18 protein-coding genes and 1 pseudogene are annotated in these 20378 nt (G+C 63.9%); 12 read left to right on the top strand and 7 right to left on the bottom strand.

All coding sequences use genetic code 11. The features are described from left to right. Nucleotides 1-183 precede the first annotated feature (183 nt). On the top strand, nt 184-1155 hold the full coding sequence (locus tag AC0L3E_RS27590; protein ID WP_127330019.1) for a sugar-binding transcriptional regulator: 972 nt from the start codon (nt 184-186) through the stop codon (nt 1153-1155). A 29-nt stretch (nt 1156-1184) separates the two neighbouring features. Here AC0L3E_RS27590 and AC0L3E_RS27585 read toward each other — a convergent pair whose 3' ends face one another. Both AC0L3E_RS27585 and AC0L3E_RS27580 read right to left on the bottom strand, forming a co-directional pair. After that, entirely contained in the window at nt 1185-1553 is a 369-nt protein-coding gene (locus AC0L3E_RS27585) for a hypothetical protein (RefSeq protein WP_473606071.1), read from the bottom strand. Between the two features lie 115 nt (nt 1554-1668). Further along, nucleotides 1669-2487, bottom strand: a pseudogene (locus tag AC0L3E_RS27580) (2-oxo acid dehydrogenase subunit E2); the annotation flags it as partial. 164 nt (nt 2488-2651) lie between these two features. On the opposite strand from AC0L3E_RS27580, the gene AC0L3E_RS27575 reads away from it, so the two are divergent. Beyond that, nucleotides 2652-4760, top strand: coding sequence for a molybdopterin-containing oxidoreductase family protein (locus tag AC0L3E_RS27575; protein ID WP_473606070.1), 2109 nt, complete (start codon nt 2652-2654; stop codon nt 4758-4760). Nucleotides 4761-4814: 54 nt separating this feature from the next. Here AC0L3E_RS27575 and AC0L3E_RS27570 read toward each other — a convergent pair whose 3' ends face one another. Next, nucleotides 4815-5294, bottom strand: a complete 480-nt coding sequence (locus AC0L3E_RS27570) for an Lrp/AsnC family transcriptional regulator (protein ID WP_473606069.1) — start codon at nt 5292-5294, stop codon at nt 4815-4817. Nucleotides 5295-5400: 106 nt separating this feature from the next. Here AC0L3E_RS27570 and AC0L3E_RS27565 point away from each other — a divergent pair, with 106 nt between their 5' ends. From AC0L3E_RS27565 to AC0L3E_RS27530, 8 genes are all read left to right on the top strand, one after another. After that, nucleotides 5401-6609: a diaminopropionate ammonia-lyase gene (locus AC0L3E_RS27565; protein WP_128308697.1), complete on the top strand. Its 1209-nt coding sequence runs from the start codon at nt 5401-5403 to the stop codon at nt 6607-6609. Further along, nucleotides 6606-7832, top strand: a complete 1227-nt coding sequence (locus AC0L3E_RS27560) for an allantoate amidohydrolase (RefSeq protein ID WP_473606068.1) — start codon at nt 6606-6608, stop codon at nt 7830-7832. The genes AC0L3E_RS27565 and AC0L3E_RS27560 overlap by 4 nt, the downstream gene beginning before the upstream one ends. A 17-nt stretch (nt 7833-7849) precedes the next feature. Next, nucleotides 7850-9022, top strand: a complete 1173-nt coding sequence (locus AC0L3E_RS27555; RefSeq protein WP_473606067.1) for a M20 aminoacylase family protein — start codon at nt 7850-7852, stop codon at nt 9020-9022. Between the two features lie 402 nt (nt 9023-9424). Further along, nucleotides 9425-9598, top strand: coding sequence for a hypothetical protein (locus tag AC0L3E_RS27550; RefSeq protein WP_127321275.1), 174 nt, complete (start codon nt 9425-9427; stop codon nt 9596-9598). An 89-nt stretch (nt 9599-9687) separates the two neighbouring features. After that, the gene (locus tag AC0L3E_RS27545; RefSeq protein ID WP_127269823.1) at nt 9688-11781 is read left to right on the top strand and encodes an ATP-dependent helicase; all 2094 of its coding nucleotides are present in this window, start codon (nt 9688-9690) and stop codon (nt 11779-11781) included. A 17-nt stretch (nt 11782-11798) separates the two neighbouring features. Then, the gene (dapB, locus tag AC0L3E_RS27540; protein ID WP_473606066.1) at nt 11799-12578 is read left to right on the top strand and encodes a 4-hydroxy-tetrahydrodipicolinate reductase; all 780 of its coding nucleotides are present in this window, start codon (nt 11799-11801) and stop codon (nt 12576-12578) included. A 396-nt stretch (nt 12579-12974) separates the two neighbouring features. After that, complete coding sequence (locus AC0L3E_RS27535; RefSeq protein WP_256745615.1) at nt 12975-13178, top strand: DUF680 domain-containing protein; 204 nt, start codon at nt 12975-12977, stop codon at nt 13176-13178. 47 nt (nt 13179-13225) lie between these two features. Beyond that, nucleotides 13226-13453: a DUF680 domain-containing protein gene (locus AC0L3E_RS27530; protein WP_127270735.1), complete on the top strand. Its 228-nt coding sequence runs from the start codon at nt 13226-13228 to the stop codon at nt 13451-13453. A 137-nt stretch (nt 13454-13590) separates the two neighbouring features. Here AC0L3E_RS27530 and AC0L3E_RS27525 read toward each other — a convergent pair whose 3' ends face one another. The 4 genes from AC0L3E_RS27525 to purM all read right to left on the bottom strand — a co-directional run bounded on the left by AC0L3E_RS27525 (nt 13591) and on the right by purM (nt 18407). Further along, nucleotides 13591-15897 carry an ATP-binding cassette domain-containing protein gene (locus tag AC0L3E_RS27525; protein ID WP_473606065.1) on the bottom strand — a complete coding sequence of 769 codons (2307 nt, stop codon included), beginning with the start codon at nt 15895-15897 and terminating at the stop codon, nt 13591-13593. Between the two features lie 189 nt (nt 15898-16086). Further along, nucleotides 16087-16602, bottom strand: a complete 516-nt coding sequence (locus tag AC0L3E_RS27520) for a SixA phosphatase family protein (RefSeq protein ID WP_473606063.1) — start codon at nt 16600-16602, stop codon at nt 16087-16089. A 15-nt stretch (nt 16603-16617) separates the two neighbouring features. Continuing rightward, nucleotides 16618-17331 (bottom strand): phosphoribosylglycinamide formyltransferase, encoded by a 714-nt coding sequence (gene purN, locus AC0L3E_RS27515; RefSeq protein ID WP_127270790.1) that lies wholly within the window; start codon nt 17329-17331, stop codon nt 16618-16620. Continuing rightward, the gene (gene purM / locus AC0L3E_RS27510; RefSeq protein ID WP_027037916.1) at nt 17328-18407 is read right to left on the bottom strand and encodes a phosphoribosylformylglycinamidine cyclo-ligase; all 1080 of its coding nucleotides are present in this window, start codon (nt 18405-18407) and stop codon (nt 17328-17330) included. The genes purN and purM overlap by 4 nt, the downstream gene beginning before the upstream one ends. Before the next feature lie 239 nt (nt 18408-18646). Between purM and AC0L3E_RS27505 the strand changes: the two genes are divergently transcribed. Together AC0L3E_RS27505 and AC0L3E_RS27500 are read left to right on the top strand one after the other, a co-directional pair. After that, entirely contained in the window at nt 18647-19204 is a 558-nt protein-coding gene (locus tag AC0L3E_RS27505; RefSeq protein ID WP_127331266.1) for a CDP-alcohol phosphatidyltransferase family protein, read from the top strand. Then, entirely contained in the window at nt 19176-20378 is a 1203-nt protein-coding gene (locus AC0L3E_RS27500) for an AI-2E family transporter (RefSeq protein WP_127270784.1), read from the top strand. The genes AC0L3E_RS27505 and AC0L3E_RS27500 overlap by 29 nt, the downstream gene beginning before the upstream one ends.

Below are 20378 nucleotides of genomic sequence, written 5' to 3'. Positions count from 1 at the left end.
ATATGACTGGTGGATGACACAGCGCGTGAAACCCACAAAATATGTTCATATGTACGATGTCAATTACAAATGAACAGAAATGTGCAACAATCGACACGCCGAAGATCCGGCATCAGTTGACATCCGGCCGGTGTTTCCTTGATGAGCACCGGGCAGGCCACGGCTCATGAGGGACAGGAACCGATGACCACAGAAAAACCCAGACAGGCTCGCCTGCCGATGGTCTCGTCGGACCTTACCGTCAAGACGGCATGGCTCTACTATGTCGAAGGTTTCACCCAGGAACAGATCGCCGAAAAGCTCGATGTCTCCAGGGTGAAGGTCATGCGTACCCTGGCCTCGTGCACCGCCGAGGGCATTGTCGTCACCATGATCAACGCGCCGACCGCCGGACAGGTGGCGCTCGAGCGGGAGCTGGAAAAGCGCTGGGGTCTGAATGCCGCCGTCGTCATCCCGACGCCTTCGGCGCATGACCATCTGGAGAAGGCCATCGGCCACGCCGTCGCGGCCTATCTCGGCGAGCAGATGCAGGACGGCATGACGTTGGCGATCGGTGGCGGCGCGACCCTGCATGCCAGCCTCGGCTTCCTTGCCCGCCGGCAGTTGAAGCGTGCCTGCGTTGTGGCGCTCGTCGGCAGCCTGCCGCATTCGCAATGGATCAATCCATCGATCGTCGCAGCCAAGGTCGCAGACGTCTTCGAGGTCGACAGCTACCAGATCACCGCGCCGGTGACGGTCGACAATTCCTCGCTGCGTGATCTCCTCTGGGCACAGCCGGCCCTGCAGGATGTGCGCCAACGCGCGGCGACCGCCGACATCGCGCTGCTCACCGTCGGCGACATGTCGCCGGACGCCACCATCTTCCGGCACGGCATCGTGCCGTCATCGCTGATCGCTCCGCTGAAAGCGAAGGGCGCGGTCGCCAACATGCTGTGCTATTTCGTCGATGCCGCCGGCGGACTGGTCGACCACGAGGTCAACAGCCGCGTCATGGCCATCGATCTCGATGTGGTCAGCAACGTGCCTAATGTCGTTCTTGCCGCGGGCGGCAAGCGCAAGGTCGCGGCGATCCTCGCCGCGCTGAAAGCCGTCGACACCAACGTGCTGATCACCGACAGCGATACCGCCACGGCGCTGCTTGCCAAGGGCGGCTGAGCCGGTTCGACTGGCTCCGGTGTTTCCCGCTAAATGAGCCCGCGCTCGCGCAAAAAATCCTCGACACCAACATGGGTCATGGATTCGAATTCGGCGACCGCCTCGGCCACCCGCTTGCGCTGCGCCGCCAACAGCGTGAACACCTGCTTCATCTCGCCGGAAACGCCAAAACGGCTCCACCGCTCGGCGATGTGCGTGGGCAAGCCGATGTCGGCGCAGAACGCGTCCAGGCTGTCATAGCCGAGGCTGGAGACGAGCTGCCTGGTCTCGTCCGCCGACATGCGCGGCTCGAAGGCGTGGTCGTGCAGGCGCTGCGCCACCAGCTTGATGTCGGATGGCGACGCGCCCATGACCTTGCCGAACAGGGTTTTGACGTCAGACGGGTCGAATGCAGGCATATTTTGGCCTCCCTGGATCGCAATCCAGATAGAACATGGGTCAAGGGTCGGCGCCTGACAAGTCGTTTCTGTCGTAAGCCGGCGCATCATTCGGCGCCGGCTTCTGCTTGATGGATCAGACCAGCAGGCCCATCGGATTTTCAAGGAGGCGCTTGAAGGCGACCAGCAGTTCAGCCCCCAGGGCGCCGTCGACGGCGCGATGATCGGTCGACAGCGTCACCGACATCACCGTGGCGATCTTGATCTCGCCGTTCTTGACCACCGCCCGCTCCTCCCCGGCGCCGACCGCCAGGATGGTCGCATGCGGCGGGTTGATGACGGCAGCAAAATCCTTGATGCCGAACATGCCGAGGTTGGACACCGCCGTGGTGCCGCCCTGATACTCTTCCGGCTTCAGCTTGCGGCTGCGCGCGCGGCTGGCCAGGTCCTTCATCTCGTTGGAGATGGTGGACAGCGTCTTTTCGTCGGCCTTGCGGATAATCGGCGTGATCAGGCCGCCCGGGATCGACACGGCAACGCCGACATCGGCATGCTTGTGCTTGACCATGGCGCTTTCGGTCCATGAGGCATTGGCATCCGGCACCGCCTTCAGTGCCATCGCCATCGCTTTGATGACCATGTCGTTGACCGACAGCTTGTAGGCCGGCGCCTCGCCCTTGTCAGTCTTCTTCACCGGGGCTGCCGCATTGATCTGCGTGCGCAGCGCCAGCAGCGCATCGAGCTCGCAGTCGAGCGTCAGGTAGAAATGCGGGATGGTGGTCTTGGCCTCGACCAGGCGCCGCGCAATGGTCTTGCGCATATTGTCATGCGGGACGAGTTCGTAGGAGCCCTGTTCGAACAGACGCAGCACATCCCCCTCCCCCTTGAGGGGAGGGTGGCCGGCCCCAGGCCGGTCGGGTGGGGTCGCTTCGACCGGTGTCGGCGCCAGGGCGGTGCTGAATTGGGCGGCGCCTCCTGAGGCGGCCCCCCCCCCCGGGGGGGGGGGGGCCCCCCCTCTGCGCCACACCCCACCCCGGCGTTACACGCCGACCCTCCCCATCAAGGGGAGGGTAAGATCTGGCCCTACACGCCGCGTCCGGAACCGGTTAACCTCGCCCCATGAACCAACACGCCAAGCTTCGCATCGGCCATTCGGCCTGTCCGCATGATTGCCCCTCGACCTGCGCGCTCGAGGTCGAGTTGCTTGACGGCAACCGCATCGGCCGCGTCCATGGCGCCAAGTCCAACAGCTACACGGCCGGTGTCGTCTGCGCCAAGGTTGCCCGCTATGCCGACCGCGTCCATCATCCCGACCGTTTGCTGAAGCCGCTGATCCGCGCCGGTTCCAAGGGCGACGGCGCCTGGAAAGAAGCAAGCTGGGAGGCGGCGCTCGACCTCGTCGCCGAAAAATTCATTGCGGCCGAGGAGAAATACGGCTCGGAGACGGTCTGGCCCTATTATTATGCCGGCACGATGGGGCTGGTGCAGCGCGACGGCATCGACCGGCTGCGCCACGCCAAGAAATACTCCGGCTTTTTCGGTTCGATCTGCACCAATCTCGCCTGGACCGGCTGGATGATGGGCGCCGGCGCCTTGCGCGGGCCGGACCCGCGCGAGATGGCGAAATCCGATTGCGTGGTGATCTGGGGCACCAATGCGGTGGTGACGCAGGTCAACGTCATGACGCACGCCATCAAGGCGCGCAAGGAGCGCGGCGCGAAGATCGTCGTCATCGACGTCTATGAGAATGCGACGATGAAGCAGGCCGATCTCGGCCTGGTGCTGAAGCCGGGCACCGATGGCGCGCTGGCCTGCGCGGTCATGCATGTGCTGTTCAGGGAAGGCATGGCCGACCGCGCCTATCTCGAAAAGTACACGGACGACCCGAAAGGGCTGGAAGCGCATCTCGAGACGCGCACGCCGGACTGGGCGGCCGGGATCACCGGCTTGACGGTCGCCGAGATCGAGGCCTTCGCCCGCCTCGTCGGCACGACTAAAAAGACCTATTTCCGCCTCGGCTACGGCTTCGCGCGCCAGCGCAATGGCGCCGTCAACATGCATGCAGCGTCCTGCATCGCGGCTGTCACCGGCAGCTGGCAATATGAGGGCGGCGGCGCCTTCCATTCCAACTCCGGCATCTTCAAGCTCAACCAGGAAGTTCTGGAAGGCACCAGGATGCGCGATCCCTCGATCCGCCATCTCGACCATTCGCGCATCGGCCCGGTGCTGACCGGAGCCAGCGACGCGCTTTATGGCGGCCCGCCGGTGACGGCGATGCTGATCCAGAACACCAACCCGGTGAATGTCGCGCCGGAACAGCGGCTGGTGAAACAGGGTTTTATGCGCGACGACCTGTTCTCTTGCGTGCATGAGCAGTTCATGACCGACACGGCCAAGCTTGCCGATGTCGTGCTGCCGGCGACGATGTTCCTCGAGCACGACGACGTCTACAAGGGCGGCGGCAATCAGCACATCACGCTTGGCCCCAAGCTGATCGAGCCGCCGGAAGGACCGCGCACCAACCATTTCGTCATCGAGGAATTGGCAAAACGCCTTGGCGTCGCCGATCGTCCGGGGTTTGGTCTGACCGAGCAGCAGCATATCGACATCATCCTGGGCAAGCGCGGGCTGGGCAGCTTCGACAGCTTGAAGGAAGACAAGTGGATCGACCTGCAGCCGGATTTCGAGGCAGCACACTTCATCAATGGATTTGGCCACGCGGATGGAAAATTCCGCTTCCGCGCCGACTGGACCGGGCAGGCGGCGCCCAACCGGCCGCCGAAAAGCATGGGCCTGTTCGGCCCGGTGGCGCTTCTGCCGGAATTTCCCGACCATGTCGACTTGATCGAGGTCGCCGACGAAGCGCATCCGTTCCGGCTGACGACGTCGCCGGCGCGCAATTTTCTCAACTCGACCTTTTCGGAAACGCCGGTGTCGAAGGCCAAGGAGGGCCGCCCGGAACTGCTTCTGCATCCCGATGATGCCGCAGTCCTTGGGTTGGCCGACGGCGATCGCGTCGAGGTCGGCAACACGCGCGGCGAAGTCGTGCTGCATGCAAAGCTGTTTGACGGGATCAAGCGCGGCGTGGTGATCGCCGAAGGCATCTGGCCAAACAGCGCCCATGAGCGCGGCGAAGGCATCAACGTTCTGACCGGCGCCGATGCGCCGGCGCCCTATGGCGGTGCTGCCTTCCACGACAACAAGGTGTGGCTGCGCGCGGCCGGCTAAGGTTGGCGAGAACTCCGCTCGTCTCGCGCCGGATCACACCGTTCAGGGATACGCTCAGCCGGGCAATGGCACCGTCAACCCGACCTTGACCCGGTCCATCGCAACAAAAGTTCGGAACTTGCGGACATTGTTGCTGTCGAAGAACAGTTTTCGCGTCAGCGCCTCATAGGCGGCCATGTCGGCCACGGTGATGACCAGGATGAAATCGGCCTCGCCGGTGACGTAGTAGCATTGCTGAACCTCGGGGGTTGCCGAGAATTGCCCCTTGGCCGCGTCGATCAGTTCGGCACGTTCGCTCTCGAGTTCCACCTCGACGAAGATGGTGATCGGCTGGCCGACCGCTGCCGGCTCGACGACCGCGACATTGCCGGCGATGACGCCGGTCTGCTCCATGCGCTTGATGCGGCGCTGCACCGCCGGCGCCGACAGGTTCACCGCCTCGCCGATCAGCCGCTGCGGCGTCGTGTTGTCGCGCTGCAGGATGGCAAGGATGGCGAGATCGAAACTGTCGAGCATGGGTGGCGATACAGGCAATGGAGAGGTCCTCGGCGAAACAAACTTGCATTTGGGAGGCCATATTGCAGCGCCCTTTGCACCGATCCTGCAATATATTCTCGCCGAATGCCAAGGAGGCCCGCCAGTGTTCCTGCTCAATCGCAATACTCTGCATCGCCTGCCACTCGATCCGGCCGATGCCGAAATCCTCGGCATGGCCGGCGCTGACACGGTCGAGCGTTTTCTTTCCCATCGCGACAATCACCTGAAAACGCCGCTGCATGCGCTTCCGGCGTTTGCCAGCGAACTCGGAATTAGCGCGATCCATATCAAGGATGAAGGCTTTCGCCTCGGCCTCGGCAGCTTCAAGGCTCTGGGCGGCGCCTACGCCGTTTTTCGCCTGGTGCTGGAGGAGGCCGGCAACCGGCTTGGCCGGCCCGTCGATGTTGCCGATCTCGATCGGCCCGAAGTGGGTGCCGTCGCCACGGCGATGACATTTGCCTGTGCGACCGACGGCAATCATGGCCGCTCCGTTGCGCAAGGCGCGCAACTCGTCGGCGCGCGGGCGGCGATCTTCGTCCACGCCGGCGTCAGCGAGGAGCGCATAGCGGCGATCGCCCGCTATGGTGCCGAGATGATCCGCGTCGACGGCAACTATGATGATTCGGTCAGGCAGGCCGCCCAGGTTTCGGCCGAGAAGGGCTGGACCGTCGTGTCCGACACCTCATGGCCGGGCTATGAACGGATTCCTGGTCTGGTCATGCAGGGCTATACGGCGATCGTGCGCGAAGCGCTGCGTCAGCTCCCTCGGACACCAACCCACGTCTTTGTGCAGGCTGGTGTCGGTGGCATTGCCGCCGCGCTGGCCGGTCATCTCGCCATCGTGCTCGGTGACGCCAAGCCTACCTTCATCGTGGTCGAGCCGGCGCGTGCAGCCTGTGTTTTTGCAGCCGCCCAGGCCGGGCACCCGGTCAAGGTCGCGCATGGCCGGCCGACGGTGATGGCCATGCTTGAATGCTACGAGGCCTCCCCGGTAGCCTGGCGGGTGCTGGCGCGCGCCGCCGATGCCTTCATGACGGTGGATGAGGCCGACGCCATCGCGGTGATGCGGCGGCTGGCCCGGCCGGCCGCCGGGGATCCGGTGATCGTCGCCGGCGAAAGCGGCGGTGTTGGTCTTGCCGGGCTGATCCGGGCGATGGCCGACAACCCGACCGAGCTTGGACTGGACGGCAAATCGCGGGTGCTGGTGATCAACACCGAAGGTGCCACCGACCCGCATCGCTATGCCGAGCTGGTTGGCATGAGCCCGGCCGATGTGCTGGAAGGCAAGATGAAAGCCGAGGCAACGGCATGATCGCGATCGATGCACAGCGCCTGCTTGGCCGTATCCGCGAACTCGGTGCCGTCGGTCGCGACGGCGAGGACAGGCTGATCCGGCTGGCCGCCTCCGACACCGACAAGCAGGGCCGCGATCTCTTCGTCGGCTGGCTGCGGCAGGCCGGGCTCGATGTCGCCATCGACCGGGTCGGCAACATATTCGGCACCTGGCAAAGCCCGGAAAGTATCGGGCAGGCGCCGCTGCTCATCGGCTCGCATATCGACACCGTCATCGATGCCGGCATCTATGACGGCTGCTACGGGGTGCTTGCCGGGCTGGAAGTGATCGAGACGCTCAAGGCGACAGGCTTTTCGCCGTCGCGCCCGATCGCGGTCGCCGCTTTCACCAATGAGGAGGGCGTACGCTACACGCCCGACATGATGGGCTCGCTGGTCCACGCCGGCGGCATCGATGCCGAAACGGTGCTGGCGGCCGTCGGCACGGACGGCAGCGTGCTGGGGCAGGAACTCGCCCGCATCGGCTATGCCGGCGACAGCGAGCCCGGCTTCCTCAAGCCGCACGCCTATCTCGAACTGCACATCGAACAGGGGCCGGTGCTGGAACGCGAAGGTTTGCCGATCGGCGCGGTGGAGAATCTGCAGGGCATCTCCTGGCAGCGTATCACCATAGAGGGCGTCGCCAATCATGCCGGCACCACGCCGATGTTGATGCGCAACGATGCCGGCCACGCTGCCGCCCGGATCATCACCTTCCTGCTCGACCGGATCAAAGCCTCGAACGCGCCGACGGTGGCGACCGTGGGTACGATCCGCTTCGAGCCGAATGCCATCAACGTCATTCCCTCGCGCGCCGTCTTCACCATCGATCTGCGCGACCCCGACGAACAGCGCCTCCAGGCGGAGGAGGCGGCGCTTGCCGCCTATCTCGAGCAGCTTGCCACCGATGAGAACGTGACGATCTCGGTCGAGCAACTGGCTCGCTTCGAGCCGGTGATCTTCGACCTTCGCATCGTCGAACGAATCGAGGCGGCCGCGAAACGCCGTGGCCTTGGCGTCAGGCGCATGACGTCCGGCGCCGGCCACGATGCACAGATGCTGGCGCGCATCGCACCGGCGGCCATGATCTTCGTGCCGAGCGCCGATGGCATCAGCCACAGTCCGCGCGAACACACCGAAGATGCCGAGCTTGTTGCCGGGGCCAACATCCTGCTTGATGTGGCCGCGCAACTGGCAAACTAGGTCAGAAGGGGCGGAAAATGTCTGAACTCGATCGCGATGCGCTGAAGCAGGAAATGATTTTCTGGCGGCGCGATCTGCACGCGCATCCCGAATTCGGTTTCGAGGAGAAGCGTACCGCAGCCTTCGTCGCCGCTAAATTGCGTGAGTTCGGCCTCGATGATGTCACCGAAGGCGTCGGCGGCACCGGCGTCGTCGGCACGCTGACGCGCGGCAGCGGCAACCGGGCGATTGCGCTCAGGGCCGACATGGATGCACTGCGCATATCAGAGCAATCGGATGCATCCTACCGATCCGGCAATCCTGGCATCATGCATGCCTGCGGCCATGACGGCCACACCACCATGCTGCTCGGCGCGGCAAAGCTGCTGGCAGGTGAGGGCGGTTTCGACGGCACCGTGCGCTTCGTCTTTCAGCCGGCCGAGGAATGGGGCAGGGGCGCACTCGCCATGCTCGACGATGGGCTGATGCAGCGCTTTCCCTTCGACGAGATCTTCGGCCTGCACAACATGCCCGGCCTGCCGATCGGGCATTTCGAGACCCGTGCCGGCCCCATAATGTCGGCCGAGGATATCTTCGAGATCGTGCTCAAAGGGCTCGGCGGCCATGCCGCGCGGCCGCATGCGGGCAATGAGACGCTGGTCGCCGCCTGCGCGCTGGTCACCAATCTGCAGACCATCGTCTCGCGCCGGCCGAGCCCGGCCGACATATCGGTGGTTTCGGTGACCGAGCTGATCACCGACGGCACCCGCAACGCTCTGCCCGGCCTTGCCCGCATCCTCGGCGATGCGCGCAGCTTCCGCCCCGAGGTCAGCGCCGAGATCGAGCGGCAGATGCGCATCATTACGCAGGGCACCGCTGCCGCCTACAATGTCGCGGCCGAGGTCAATTACAGCAGGGAGTTCGTGCCGCTGCGCAACGATGCTGAAATGGTCGATGCAGCATTTGCCGCCGCAAGGCACGTCTTCGAACCCGGCAACATCGCCGTCGCTCGCGAGCCGATGACCGCCTCCGAGGATTTCGCCCGCTTCCTCGACCATGTGCCGGGCTGCTTCGTCTTCCTCGGCAATGGCGAGGGCTCGGCGCCGCTGCACAATTCCAGCTACGACTTCAACGATGACGGGCTGTTGTTCGGCACGAATTTCCATGTCGCGCTGGTCAGGCAACGACTGGGCGGCGAGGCGGGAAGATGAAGGAGATTGCCGGGATGCTGGCCAGGACAAGCTTGTGACGGACCGGCGACCGATAGGGCAGTGCGCCTCGGTACGCTTTTAACAAAGATAATCCCCCGATGACGCAGGGGAAAGACTCAGCTAGCCTTACCTGTGCGGCGGACCTAATTATCCGCTTGGCCGGCGCTTCACTCCTCCCAAGCGGCGCCGGCCTTCTTCTCCAAAAGTCCGTCCGGGACGCCACAGCGGGTTGCGGCAGCACGCGAACCCCGCAAACGCCAAGTTCCGCCTCCGGTTGCCTCGAGAATGCATCGGGGAGCGCTGGCGAAACCACCCTCCATCTTCGACTGCGCGCGTGGACGATTGGCAAGGGAACCAAAGGCGGTTTCCCCGGTTGGTTCTACTCCAAAGGAGTGTTGCACTATGTTCCGTCTGCTCGTCGCCGGCGCCTTCGCCTATGTCACTTATCGTATCGCCAGGAAGATGGTCGAAACCGTGCCCGATACGGTCGACCCGCTGCTATTGCCGCCGTCGAAGCATGATCGCGAGACCTTGCGGCGGCAGTCGGCCGACATGGGTGTCGATCCGCAACGCTAAAGACAGGGATGTCGCGCTTCGGCCTGTCTAGCACGAGGCCAGCCCCGCATCGATATTGCGAACAAAGCAGAAACGATGCTTGATGGGCGATGAACCTCGCCACTGCTGATTCGACCTTTCGGGACCCGACCGTCCAGCCTGCCTATCTCGCCCGGCTCAACGATGCCCAGCGCCAGGCAGTCGAGCACGGCGACGGCCAGATAGCCGGTCCGCTGCTGGTCATTGCCGGCGCCGGTTCGGGCAAGACCAACACGCTGGCTCACCGCGTCGCCCATTTGGTCGTCAAGGGGGCCGACCCGCGCCGCATCCTGCTGATGACGTTCTCGCGCCGCGCCGCGTCCGAAATGGCCAGGCGCGTCGAGCGTATCGCCGGCGAAGTGCTCGGCCGTGATGCAGCTGTCATCACCGATGCGCTGACCTGGGCGGGAACCTTTCACGGCATCGGCGCGCGGCTGCTTCGCGACTATGCGCTGGAGATCGGCCTCGACCCGGCCTTTACCATCCATGATCGCGAGGATTCCGCCGACCTGATGAACCTGGTCCGCCACGAACTCGGCTTCTCGAAGACGGAAGCGCGTTTCCCCACCAAGGGCACCTGCCTTGCCATCTATTCGCGCGCCGTCAACGCACAGGCGCCGCTCAACGAGGTGTTGGGTTCCGCCTTTCCCTGGTGCGCGGGTTGGGCCGAGCAGCTGAAACAATTGTTCGCCGGTTATGTCGAGGCCAAGCAGGCGCAAAACGTGCTCGATTACGACGATTTGCTGCTCTACTGGGCGCAGATGGCGGCGGAGCCCGAGATAGCAGCGCATCTGGGCGGGCGTTTCGACCATGTGCTGGTCGACGAATACCAGGACACAAATCGCCTGCAGGCTTCGATCCTCATGGCACTGAAACCCGACGGCGCCGGGCTGACGGTGGTGGGCGACGATGCGCAGTCGATCTATTCGTTCCGCGCCGCCGAGGTGCGCAACATCCTCGACTTCCCCAACCAGTTCGCGCAAGCCGCCGACGTCGTGATGCTGGAGCGCAATTACCGCTCGACCGAAACCATCCTGGCGGCCGCCAATGCGGTGATCGGCGAAGCCTCGGAGCGCTTCACCAAGAACCTGTGGTCGGAGCGCAAGTCGACCGACAGGCCAAAACTGGTGACCGTGCGCGACGAGGTCGAGCAGGCCAATTTCGTCTGCGACACCATCCTGGCCGAGCGCGAGGCCGGCACGGCACTGAAATCGCAGGCGGTGCTGTTTCGCGCCTCGCACCACAGCGGCCCGCTGGAGATCGAATTGACGCGGCGCAACATTCCCTTCGTCAAGTTCGGCGGGCTGAAATTCCTCGATGCCGCCCATGTCAAGGACGTGCTGGCGGTGCTGCGCTTTGCCGAAAACCCGCGCGACCGGGTCGCCGGCTTCCGCGTGCTGCAGCTGATGCCGGGCATCGGCCCTTCGGCTGCCGCGCAGATCGTCGAGACCATGACGACGGCGCTGGACGAGGCGATGGGGCTGGCCGGCTGGCGTCCGCCGCAACGCGCCGCCGATGACTGGCCGGGCTTCGTCTCGCTCTATTCCGGCCTGCGCGCCGGCGCCAAATGGCCTGCCGACCTCGAACAGATCAGGCTGTGGTATGAGCCGCATCTGGAGCGCATCCACGAGGATGCGACGACGCGGCGCGCCGATCTCTTGCAACTTGAGCAGATCGGTTCGGGCTATGCTTCGCGCGAACGCTTCCTGACAGAATTGACGCTCGATCCGCCAGACGCCACCAGTGACCAGGCCGGGCCGCCGCATCGCGACGAGGACTATCTGATCCTGTCGACCATCCATTCGGCCAAGGGCCAGGAATGGAAGAACGTCTTCGTGCTCAACACGGTCGACGGCTGTATCCCGGCCGATCTCGGCGTCGGCACCAAGGAAGACATCGAGGAGGAGCGCCGGCTGCTTTACGTGGCGATGACGCGGGCCAAGGACAATCTCAACCTGGTCATGCCGCAACGCTTCTTTCCGCACGGCCAGGCGGCGCGCGGCGACCGCCATCTCTATGCCTCGCGCACCCGCTTCATCCCGGCTTCGATCCTGGCTGCGTTCCAGCAGGTGTCCTGGCCGAGCGCACAGGCGGCACAGGGCAGGGCGGCTCGGCCGGAGGTGCGCGTCGACATCGGCGCGCGCATGCGCGGCATGTGGAAATAGCTGCGGGATAGCGCCCCATGTTGAAACCACCGGTCAGGGTCGCCATAGCGGGTGCGCTGGGCCGCATGGGCCGCGAGATGGCGTCCGCCGTGCACGGCGACGCGCGGCTGGCGCTCGCCGCCCGCTTCCACCGGCCGGGCAGTATCGGCCAAGGGCTGGTGAGCCGCGACGAGGCGCTTGCCGTGGCCGACGTGGTCATCGACTTCACCACGCCGGCTGCCTCGGCTGATCTGGCCAGCATTTGCGCCGAGCGCGGCGGGCCGTCCCTGGTCATCGGGTCGACGGGCTTCGATGCTGCTGAATTGGCTGCTATCGCCGACGCCGCGAAAACGATTGCCATCGTGCGCTCCGGCAGCTTTTCGCTCGGGCTCAACATGCTGGTCGGGCTGGTCGAGCAGGCGGCGAGGGCACTCGATCCCGATGACTGGGACGTGGAGATTGTCGAGGCACACCATCGCCACAAGGTCGATGCGCCATCGGGGACGGCGTTGATGCTGGGCCATGCCGTAGCCGGCGGACGCGGCATCGACCTGGACACGGTCGCAAGGCTTGCACGCGACGGCGTCATCGGCGCGCGGCCGACCGGCGAGATTGGCTTTGCGGTGCTGCGTGGCGGCAGCATCATCGGCGAACACAGCGTCAGCTTCTGCGCCGAGGGCGAGACCTTGACCTTGTCGCATGCAGCCGGCGACCGCGTCATGTTCGCACGCGGCGCCATCGCCGCCGCGCTCTGGCTCGAGGGACGCCCGCCAGGCGAATATGACATGCGCGACGTGCTGGGCATGACCGGCCTATAGCGGCCGGTTTGTCGTCCCGGTTGGACGTACGCACCCATATCTCGTCCACCTCCGCACCGAAAAAAGAACGCTGGAGGGGTCAGGTCTCTTCAAACCGAACCGTTCGGTTCGATTTCTGTTGACGGACTGTATAGCAGATGGTGAACGCTGGCCTGGTTGTCGGCCTCGGATAGTGGGAGAAGAATCTCACTAAAGATTTGATTTCGAACAATAAAATTATGACCGCCGGGGGCCTGTGCCAAATTTCAAGGCCCGGATTCAAGCTGCGGAGGAACATCTTCGTGATTGGAATCCGCGGCAGGGCAAACCCATCTCGGGGTGGTCCGAGCGACGCGAAATTCCTCCCAAGGGCACGCCACCAGACGGACAGAACAAAGAAATACTGGAGTAACTAAAATGACCAAGATCGCTCTTACCGCCGCCGCCATCCTCGTTGCCACGGGGACTGCTTTTGCCGGCAGCGACAACTATGGCTCGGCCAACGCCAATCAGCCTGCCGTCACTGTCGACCATTCGGTCACCGCTTCGACCTCGAAGTCGACACAGACCGTCCAGGCCCCAGCGTCGCAGGGCGCTGACCGCAATCTCTTCGGCCGCTAATCGCGACTGCCGATATCAACCCAATCTTGAATTCAGGAGTAAATAAAATGACCAAGATCGCTCTTACCGCCGCCGCCATCCTCGTCGCCACGGGCACCGCTTTTGCCGGCAGCGACAATTATGGCTCTTACAATGCCAACCAGCCGGTTGCGAACCAGTCCGTGTCCAACATCGACACCACACACACCGGCTCGATCCCGAAGTCCGTAAAGACGCAGGGTGATGCCAATGCCAAGGTACCGGCTCAGTCGGGCCAGGGCATCTGGGGTCGTTGATTTTCTGAAGTCTGCGACCACAAAGAGCGGTGGGCTTTGCCCGCCGCTCTTGTTTTATGCGTTGGGAAAATATTTCGAAATGACGAGCAGTCGGCTAAAGCTCGCCGGGCGCCGGAAAAGTGCTCCACATCCATAATTCAGGTTTCGAGTGATGCACCCGCCCTGATCCAGGGCGCCGTCTGAGACGTTTCCGAGTTGATCATCTCGATCGGATTGCCCTTGAAGATAACGCTGCCGCCATTCTGCCCGGCGCCCGGACCCATCTCGATAATCCAGTCGGCTTGTGTGATGACGTCGAGATTGTGCTCGATCACCAGCAACGTGTTGCCGCTGTCGGCCAGCCGCCCCATCAACCTGACCAGCCTTGCGACATCCGACATGTGCAACCCTGTTGTCGGCTCGTCGAGGATGAAGATGCGTCCGGTATTCTGCAACTCCGTTGCCAGCTTGATGCGCTGGCGTTCACCGCCAGAGAGACTGCTCAGGGGTTGGCCAAGCGTCATGTAGTCAAGGCCGACCTCGGCCACCCGGTCGAGTGCCGGGCGGATGTCCGGCTCGTGGAAGAAGCGCTGGGCGTCTGAAACGCTCATGCTCAGCACGTCGTCGATGTTCTTGCCGCGAAGTTTGTAAGCGAGCACCGCGTCGGTGAACCGTCGGCCGTGGCAGACCTCGCAAGCGCTGACGATGGTGTCCATGAAGGCCATATCCATGCGGGTGACACCGAGCCCTTTGCACCCCGGACAGGCCCCGGCCGAGTTGGAACTGAACAAAGAGGCACCGACGCTATTGGCTTCGGCGAATAGTTTTCGGATTGGGTCGAGGACCCCTGTATAGGTCGCCGTGTTCGAGCGTATGGAGCCGCCCAGCGCACCCTGGTCGATGCATACGGCGTCGGGGTAGCGACGCGAGAACACGCCGTTGATCAGTGAACTCTTGCCCGAACCGGCAACGCCGACGACCGCAGTGAGCACCCCTTGTGGAATGTCGACGCTGACGTTCTTGAGGTTGTGGAGGTTGGCGTTGCGCAGCTTCAACCAGCCTGTCGGGGGGCGCAGCACCGCTTTCGGGTGCGGTCGGGCCTTCATGAAGCGGCCGGTTAAAGTGTCGGATCGTTCGAGATCGGCCACCTTGCCCTCGAAGACGACGCGCCCACCACTCTCGCCCGCGCCCGGACCCATATCGATGACATGGTCGGCGATGGCGATGATCTGAGGATCGTGCTCGACCACCAGCACAGTGTTGCCCTTGTCGCGGATCTCTCGTAGCAGCGCGATCATCTGGTTGACGTCGCGCGGATGCAAACCGATGCTCGGTTCATCGAACACATAGGTCAGATCGGTGAGACTGCTGCCGAGATGCCGGAGCATTTTGACGCGCTGCGATTCCCCGCCCGATAGCGTCGATGTTTGCCGGTCCATGCTGATATAGCCGAGCCCGATGCCAGTCATGTGGTCAAGTCGGGCGCAGAGCGCCGCGACGATCGGCACAGCCGCGGTCGTGGAAATTTCCGCGACAATGGGCACAAGATCGCTGGCCGGCATGGCGGCAAGGTCGGCTATGCTGTTGCCGTTGATCTTGCATGCCAGGACTTCCGGCCGCAACCGCGCCCCATGGCAATCCGGGCATAGCCCGCTGGTCACCACGCTCTCCAGCGCCTCGTTCCGGTCTGAACTCGACCGGTTGTGCAGAAAGCTGCGGTGAAAGCGCGGGATCAGCCCCTCATACATCGAACTCGCCCACCAGCCTTTGGCCGGATGCGGCGGCTTGTGTGGCTCGGCATTCAGCAAAAGCTCCCATTCCTCGGGACTGTAGTCTTCGAGTTTCTTGTCGTTGTCGAAATAACCCGACAGCACATAGCGCTTCCAGCGCGCGCTGCCGACAGCGAGAAGCGGGAAGCGGATAGCGCCATCGTTGAGTGATTTCGAGCGGTCGAGCAGTGCGTCGACATCAACCGTGGTGATGGCGCCGATCCCCTCACAGCGCGGGCACATGCCGTCCGGATGGTTGAAGGAAAAGACGCTGGACAGGCCGACAAATGGTTCGCCGACCCTGGAAAACAACAGTCGCAACAGGGCTTGGATGTCGGTGGCTGTGCCGACGGTCGAGCGGGCATTGCCGCCTAGGCGCTTCTGATCAACAACGATCGCCACCGCCAGATTCTCGATCAAATCCACGTCTGGCTGTCCATAGTGCGGCAGGCGATGGCGGGCGAAGGAACTGAAGGTCTCATTGAGTTGGCGCTGCGATTCCGCCGCGATTGTATCGAATACCAGCGAGGACTTTCCCGAACCCGAGACGCCGGTGAAAACGGTGATCAGCTTTTTTGGAATGTCGATGCTGACGTTCTTGAGATTGTGCTCGCGGCTGCCGACGACACGGATGGCCTCATGACTTTGCAGTTCGTGAGACCGCCAGGCGGTTTTGCGCAGGGGAGATCCGGTCATTTCCGGCTCGCGAGTTCAGTCAGCGGGATGGCGCACGTGCGGACCGGTTCGCTCGATTATCGGCGGCCCATGTGGAAAAACTCGCTATATGCGGTCTGGTTCCCAACCAGGGCGGCTTCGCTGGAACATGCGATCGGCAACGTGCCCGACGCGTCGTTTTGCATGGGACGAAGCCGTGCGGGACAGGTCTTAGCGGAGATCCTTCGGCCTGAGGCAATGCGTCAGCCGCGCTCCGCCGAAGGCGAGATCCGTCCAGTCGGTGTCAACGGTGAAACGGGCCAGCGCCGCGGTCGGGAATTTTTCCTCAAGCCGGTTCCGAGCGGAGCCATCCGATTGCGAACCGGCAAGGCGTCGTGCGAATTCTTCCAGGCCGGGATTGTGGCCCAGCAACAGAATGGTGTTGGTTGCGGCCTTTACCTTGCGCAGCCCGGCGAGAATGTCCGCCGCCGTCGCTTCGTAGAGCGCTTCGACAAATTCGACAGGCGCCTCCATGGGCCACTCGGCCGCCACCAGCCGCCAGGTCTCACGGGTGCGCAGCGCCGGCGACACCAGCGCCAGGTCCGGCAGCCAGCCGCGCGCCGCAAGTTCGCGCCCCATCAACCGGGCTGCCCTCGATCCGCGTTCGGCCAAAGGCCGGTCGAAATCATCAAGGCCAGGGTCGTCCCAGCTGGATTTGGCGTGACGAAGCAGGAGAAGCTGTTTCATCGTCACGCTCTCGCCTCACGGCGTGATGCGCGCCAGATGCTCGAGGTCGGTTTCCTCGCGCAGCGGGTCGGGGGCCATCACCACCGAAGTGCCGTTGTCGGCATCGTCGGCGAAGTGGGCAAGCACGGTGCGGCCGGCCTCCATGCGCGCCTTGCCTTCGGCAACCAGTCCTAATGCCAGCGGATAGAGCCGGTGCTCGGCCTTCAGCACGCGGGCTGCCAAAGTATCGGCGGTGTCGCCGACCATCACCGGCACGGCCGCCTGTGCGATGATCGGACCGTCATCCATCTCGGAGGTGACGAAGTGCACGGTGCAGCCATGGATGCGGATGCCGGCGGCCAGTGCGCGCACATGGGTGTCGAGCCCCTTGAACGCCGGCAGCAGGGCAGGGTGGATGTTGATCATGCGGCCCTGCCATCTCTGGACGAAGCCGGGGGTGAGGATGCGCATATAGCCGGCCAGCGCCACGATCTCGGCGTTGAAGGCCGCGAGCGCCGCGTCTATTGCCGCGTCATGCGCCTGCTTGCTGCCATGGTCGGCACGCGAGACGATCTGCGTGGCGATGCCGCGCGCTCTGGCGATGCCGAGCCCGGCGGCGTCCGCCTTGTCGGAAATGACACCGACGATCTCGGCCGGGAACGCCGGGTCGCTGGCCGCGGCAATCAGCGCGGTCATGTTGGAGCCGCGCCCCGAGATCAGGACGACGGTGCGTTTCCTCTGCGCGTTCATAGGCCGATCGAGCCCCGATAGATGACGCCGGCGTCGCGGCGCGGCACGATGCGGCCGATCGGCGTCACCGTCTCGCCGGCCTCCTGCAGCACGGCGGCGACCTGTGCTGCCTGGCCGGACGCGACCGCCAAGATCATGCCGATGCCGCAATTGAAGGTGCGCATCATCTCTTCCGGCGCCACGCCGCCGGTCTTGGCCAGCCACGAAAACACCGCAGGAACGTCGATCGCCTCGAGATCGAGTTCGGCCGAAAAATCCTTGGGCAGCACGCGCGGGATGTTTTCCGGGAAGCCGCCGCCGGTGATGTGGGCGAGCGCCTTGATACCATGCGTGTTGCGGATCGCCTTGAGAATCGACTTGACGTAGATGCGGGTCGGCTCGAGCAGCGCCTCGGCCAGAGTGGCCTCGTCGTTGAACGGCGCCGGATCGCTCCACGACAGACCGCTGACGGCGACTATGCGGCGCACCAGCGAATATCCGTTCGAGTGCAAGCCGGAGGAAGCCAGGCCCAGCAGCACGTCGCCTTCGACAATATCGTCGGTGGGCAGCAATTGGCCGCGTTCGGCGGCGCCCACCGCAAAGCCGGCCAGGTCGTAATCATTGCCGTGATACATGCCGGGCATCTCGGCCGTCTCGCCGCCGATCAGCGCGCAGCCGGCCTGGCGGCAGCCCTCGGCAATGCCGCCGACGATCGCGGCACCCTGGTCGGGATCGAGCTTGCCGGTGGCGAAATAGTCGAGGAAGAACAGCGGTTCGGCACCTTGCACGACGATGTCGTTGACGCACATGGCGACGAGGTCGATGCCAATCGTGTCGTGCTTGCCGGCATCGATGGCGATCTTGAGCTTGGTGCCGACGCCGTCATTGGCCGCCACCAGCACCGGGTCGGTAAAGCCCGCGGCCTTGAGGTCGAACAGGCCTCCGAAACCGCCGATCTCGCCGTCGGCGCCCGGCCGGCGCGTCGCGCGCACCAGCGGCTTGATCTTCTCGACCATGAGATTGCCCGCGTCGATATCGACACCGGCCTCGGCATAGGTGAGCCCGTTCTTGCGCTTGTTCACGTCGCGCTTGCTCATTTCTGGTGCCCGTTCAACAATTTTCCTTGTCGCGGGCTCTTCGCATGAACGGTTTCTGTCCGCAAGGATAACGGCCATTTCGGCCCATAAAACCGTGGACAGGGCGCGCATATAGGCGCTCGTGATTGGCGAAAGCCAAGCTGAAAGCCGCTCTCCCGTGCGGGAGATCGGCAGCTTCTCTCTTGTTGCCACCCGCCATCTTCATCATCTATCTCCGACCAAGAGGAGGTGCCAAGCATTTGACCATCCCCAACCTGATCACCATCCTGCGCCTTATCCTGGTGCCGGCGGTGGTGCTGGCGATGCTGCAGGCGCGCTGGGACTGGGCTTTTGCCGGGTTCCTCGTTGCCGGCATTTCCGACGGCGTCGACGGGTTCATCGCCCGCCGTTTCAACCAGCAGTCCACGCTCGGCGCGTATCTCGACCCGGTGGCCGACAAGCTGCTGCTGGTTTCGGTGTTCGTGGTCATGAGCTTCATCGGGCAATTGCCGCTGTGGCTTGTCGTCATCATGGTGTCGCGCGATGCGTTGATCGTCTGCGCGGTGGTGTTGTCCGCCGTCATGACCCATCCGGTCGAGATGAAACCGTTGTTCGTGTCGAAGGCCAACACCGCGATCCAGATCGTGCTGGCCGCGCTTGTGCTGGGAGAACTTGCCCTTGACGTTCACCTCGACCCGCTGAGGTCAGCCCTCATATTGCTGTCCGGGGTCTTGACCGTGGCTTCGGCCGCAGCCTATCTCGTGACTTGGCTGAGGCACATGAGCGGCTATGGCGAAGGCTCCACTCCGGACATCTGAGACAGAAGCGGCAGCGATCGAGGCCGCGGCCGCCGACATCGCCGCGTCCGCGACCTTTCGCCGGCAGATCTTCTTCTGGCTGGCCGGTGCCGCGCTGCTGGCGCTTTTCCTCTATGTTTTCAGCGCCATCCTGCTGCCCTTCGTCGCCGGCATGGTGCTGGCCTATTTCCTCGATCCCGTTGCCGACCGGCTGCAGCGGCTCGGCCTGTCCCGTTTCATGGCGACGGTGGTCATCCTCATCACCTTCCTCATCGTGCTGGTGCTGGCCTTCGTCATCCTCATTCCGGTTCTGGCCACGCAGATGGCCGATTTCGCCGGCAAATTGCCGGAATATCTGACCCGGCTGCAAAGCCTGATCACCTCTTTCGATCCGAAATGGCTGGAACAGAAGTTCGGCGTCAACGCCAACAGCTTGCGCGACGGGCTGAATTCGCTGCTGACCTCGGGCTTCGGCCTGGTCACCACCGTCTTCACCTCACTGTGGAGTTCCGGCATGGCGCTGGTCTCGGTGGTCAGCCTGTTCGTGGTGACGCCGGTGGTCGCCTTCTACATGCTGCTCGACTGGGACCGCATGGTGGCGGTCATCGACGGTTGGGTGCCGCGCGACAACGTCCAGACCGTGCGCGCCATCGCACGTGACATCAACACCGCAACAGCCGGCTTCGTGCGCGGCCAGGGCACGCTGTGCCTGGTGCTGGGCGCCATGTATGCCACCGGGCTGACGCTGACGGGACTGAATTTCGGCATCCTCATCGGCCTGTTCGCCGGGCTGATTTCCTTCATCCCCTATGTCGGATCGCTGACCGGGCTGGTGCTGGCCGTCGGCGTCGCCTTCGTCCAGTTCTGGCCGGACTGGACGATGATCGTCGCGGTCGCGGTCGTGTTCTTCATCGGCCAGTTCATCGAGGGCAACATCCTGCAGCCGCGGCTGGTCGGCAAGAGCGTCGGCCTGCACCCGGTATGGCTGATGTTTTCGCTTTTTGCCTTCGGTGCGCTGTTCGGCTTCGTCGGCTTGTTGATCGCGGTGCCGGCTTCTGCGGCCGTCGCCGTGCTGGTGCGGTTCGCCATTGCCCGCTATCTCGAATCGCCGCTCTACAAGGGCCGCGGCGCGGCACCTGTGCCGCAGCTCCCGGCCGATCGCGGCGGCGGCCACCGCACGCAACCGCGTCGCTGA

It is taken from the genome of Mesorhizobium sp. WSM4822 (assembly GCF_055811155.1).
This window is presented reverse-complemented; position numbering and strand designations above follow the sequence as displayed.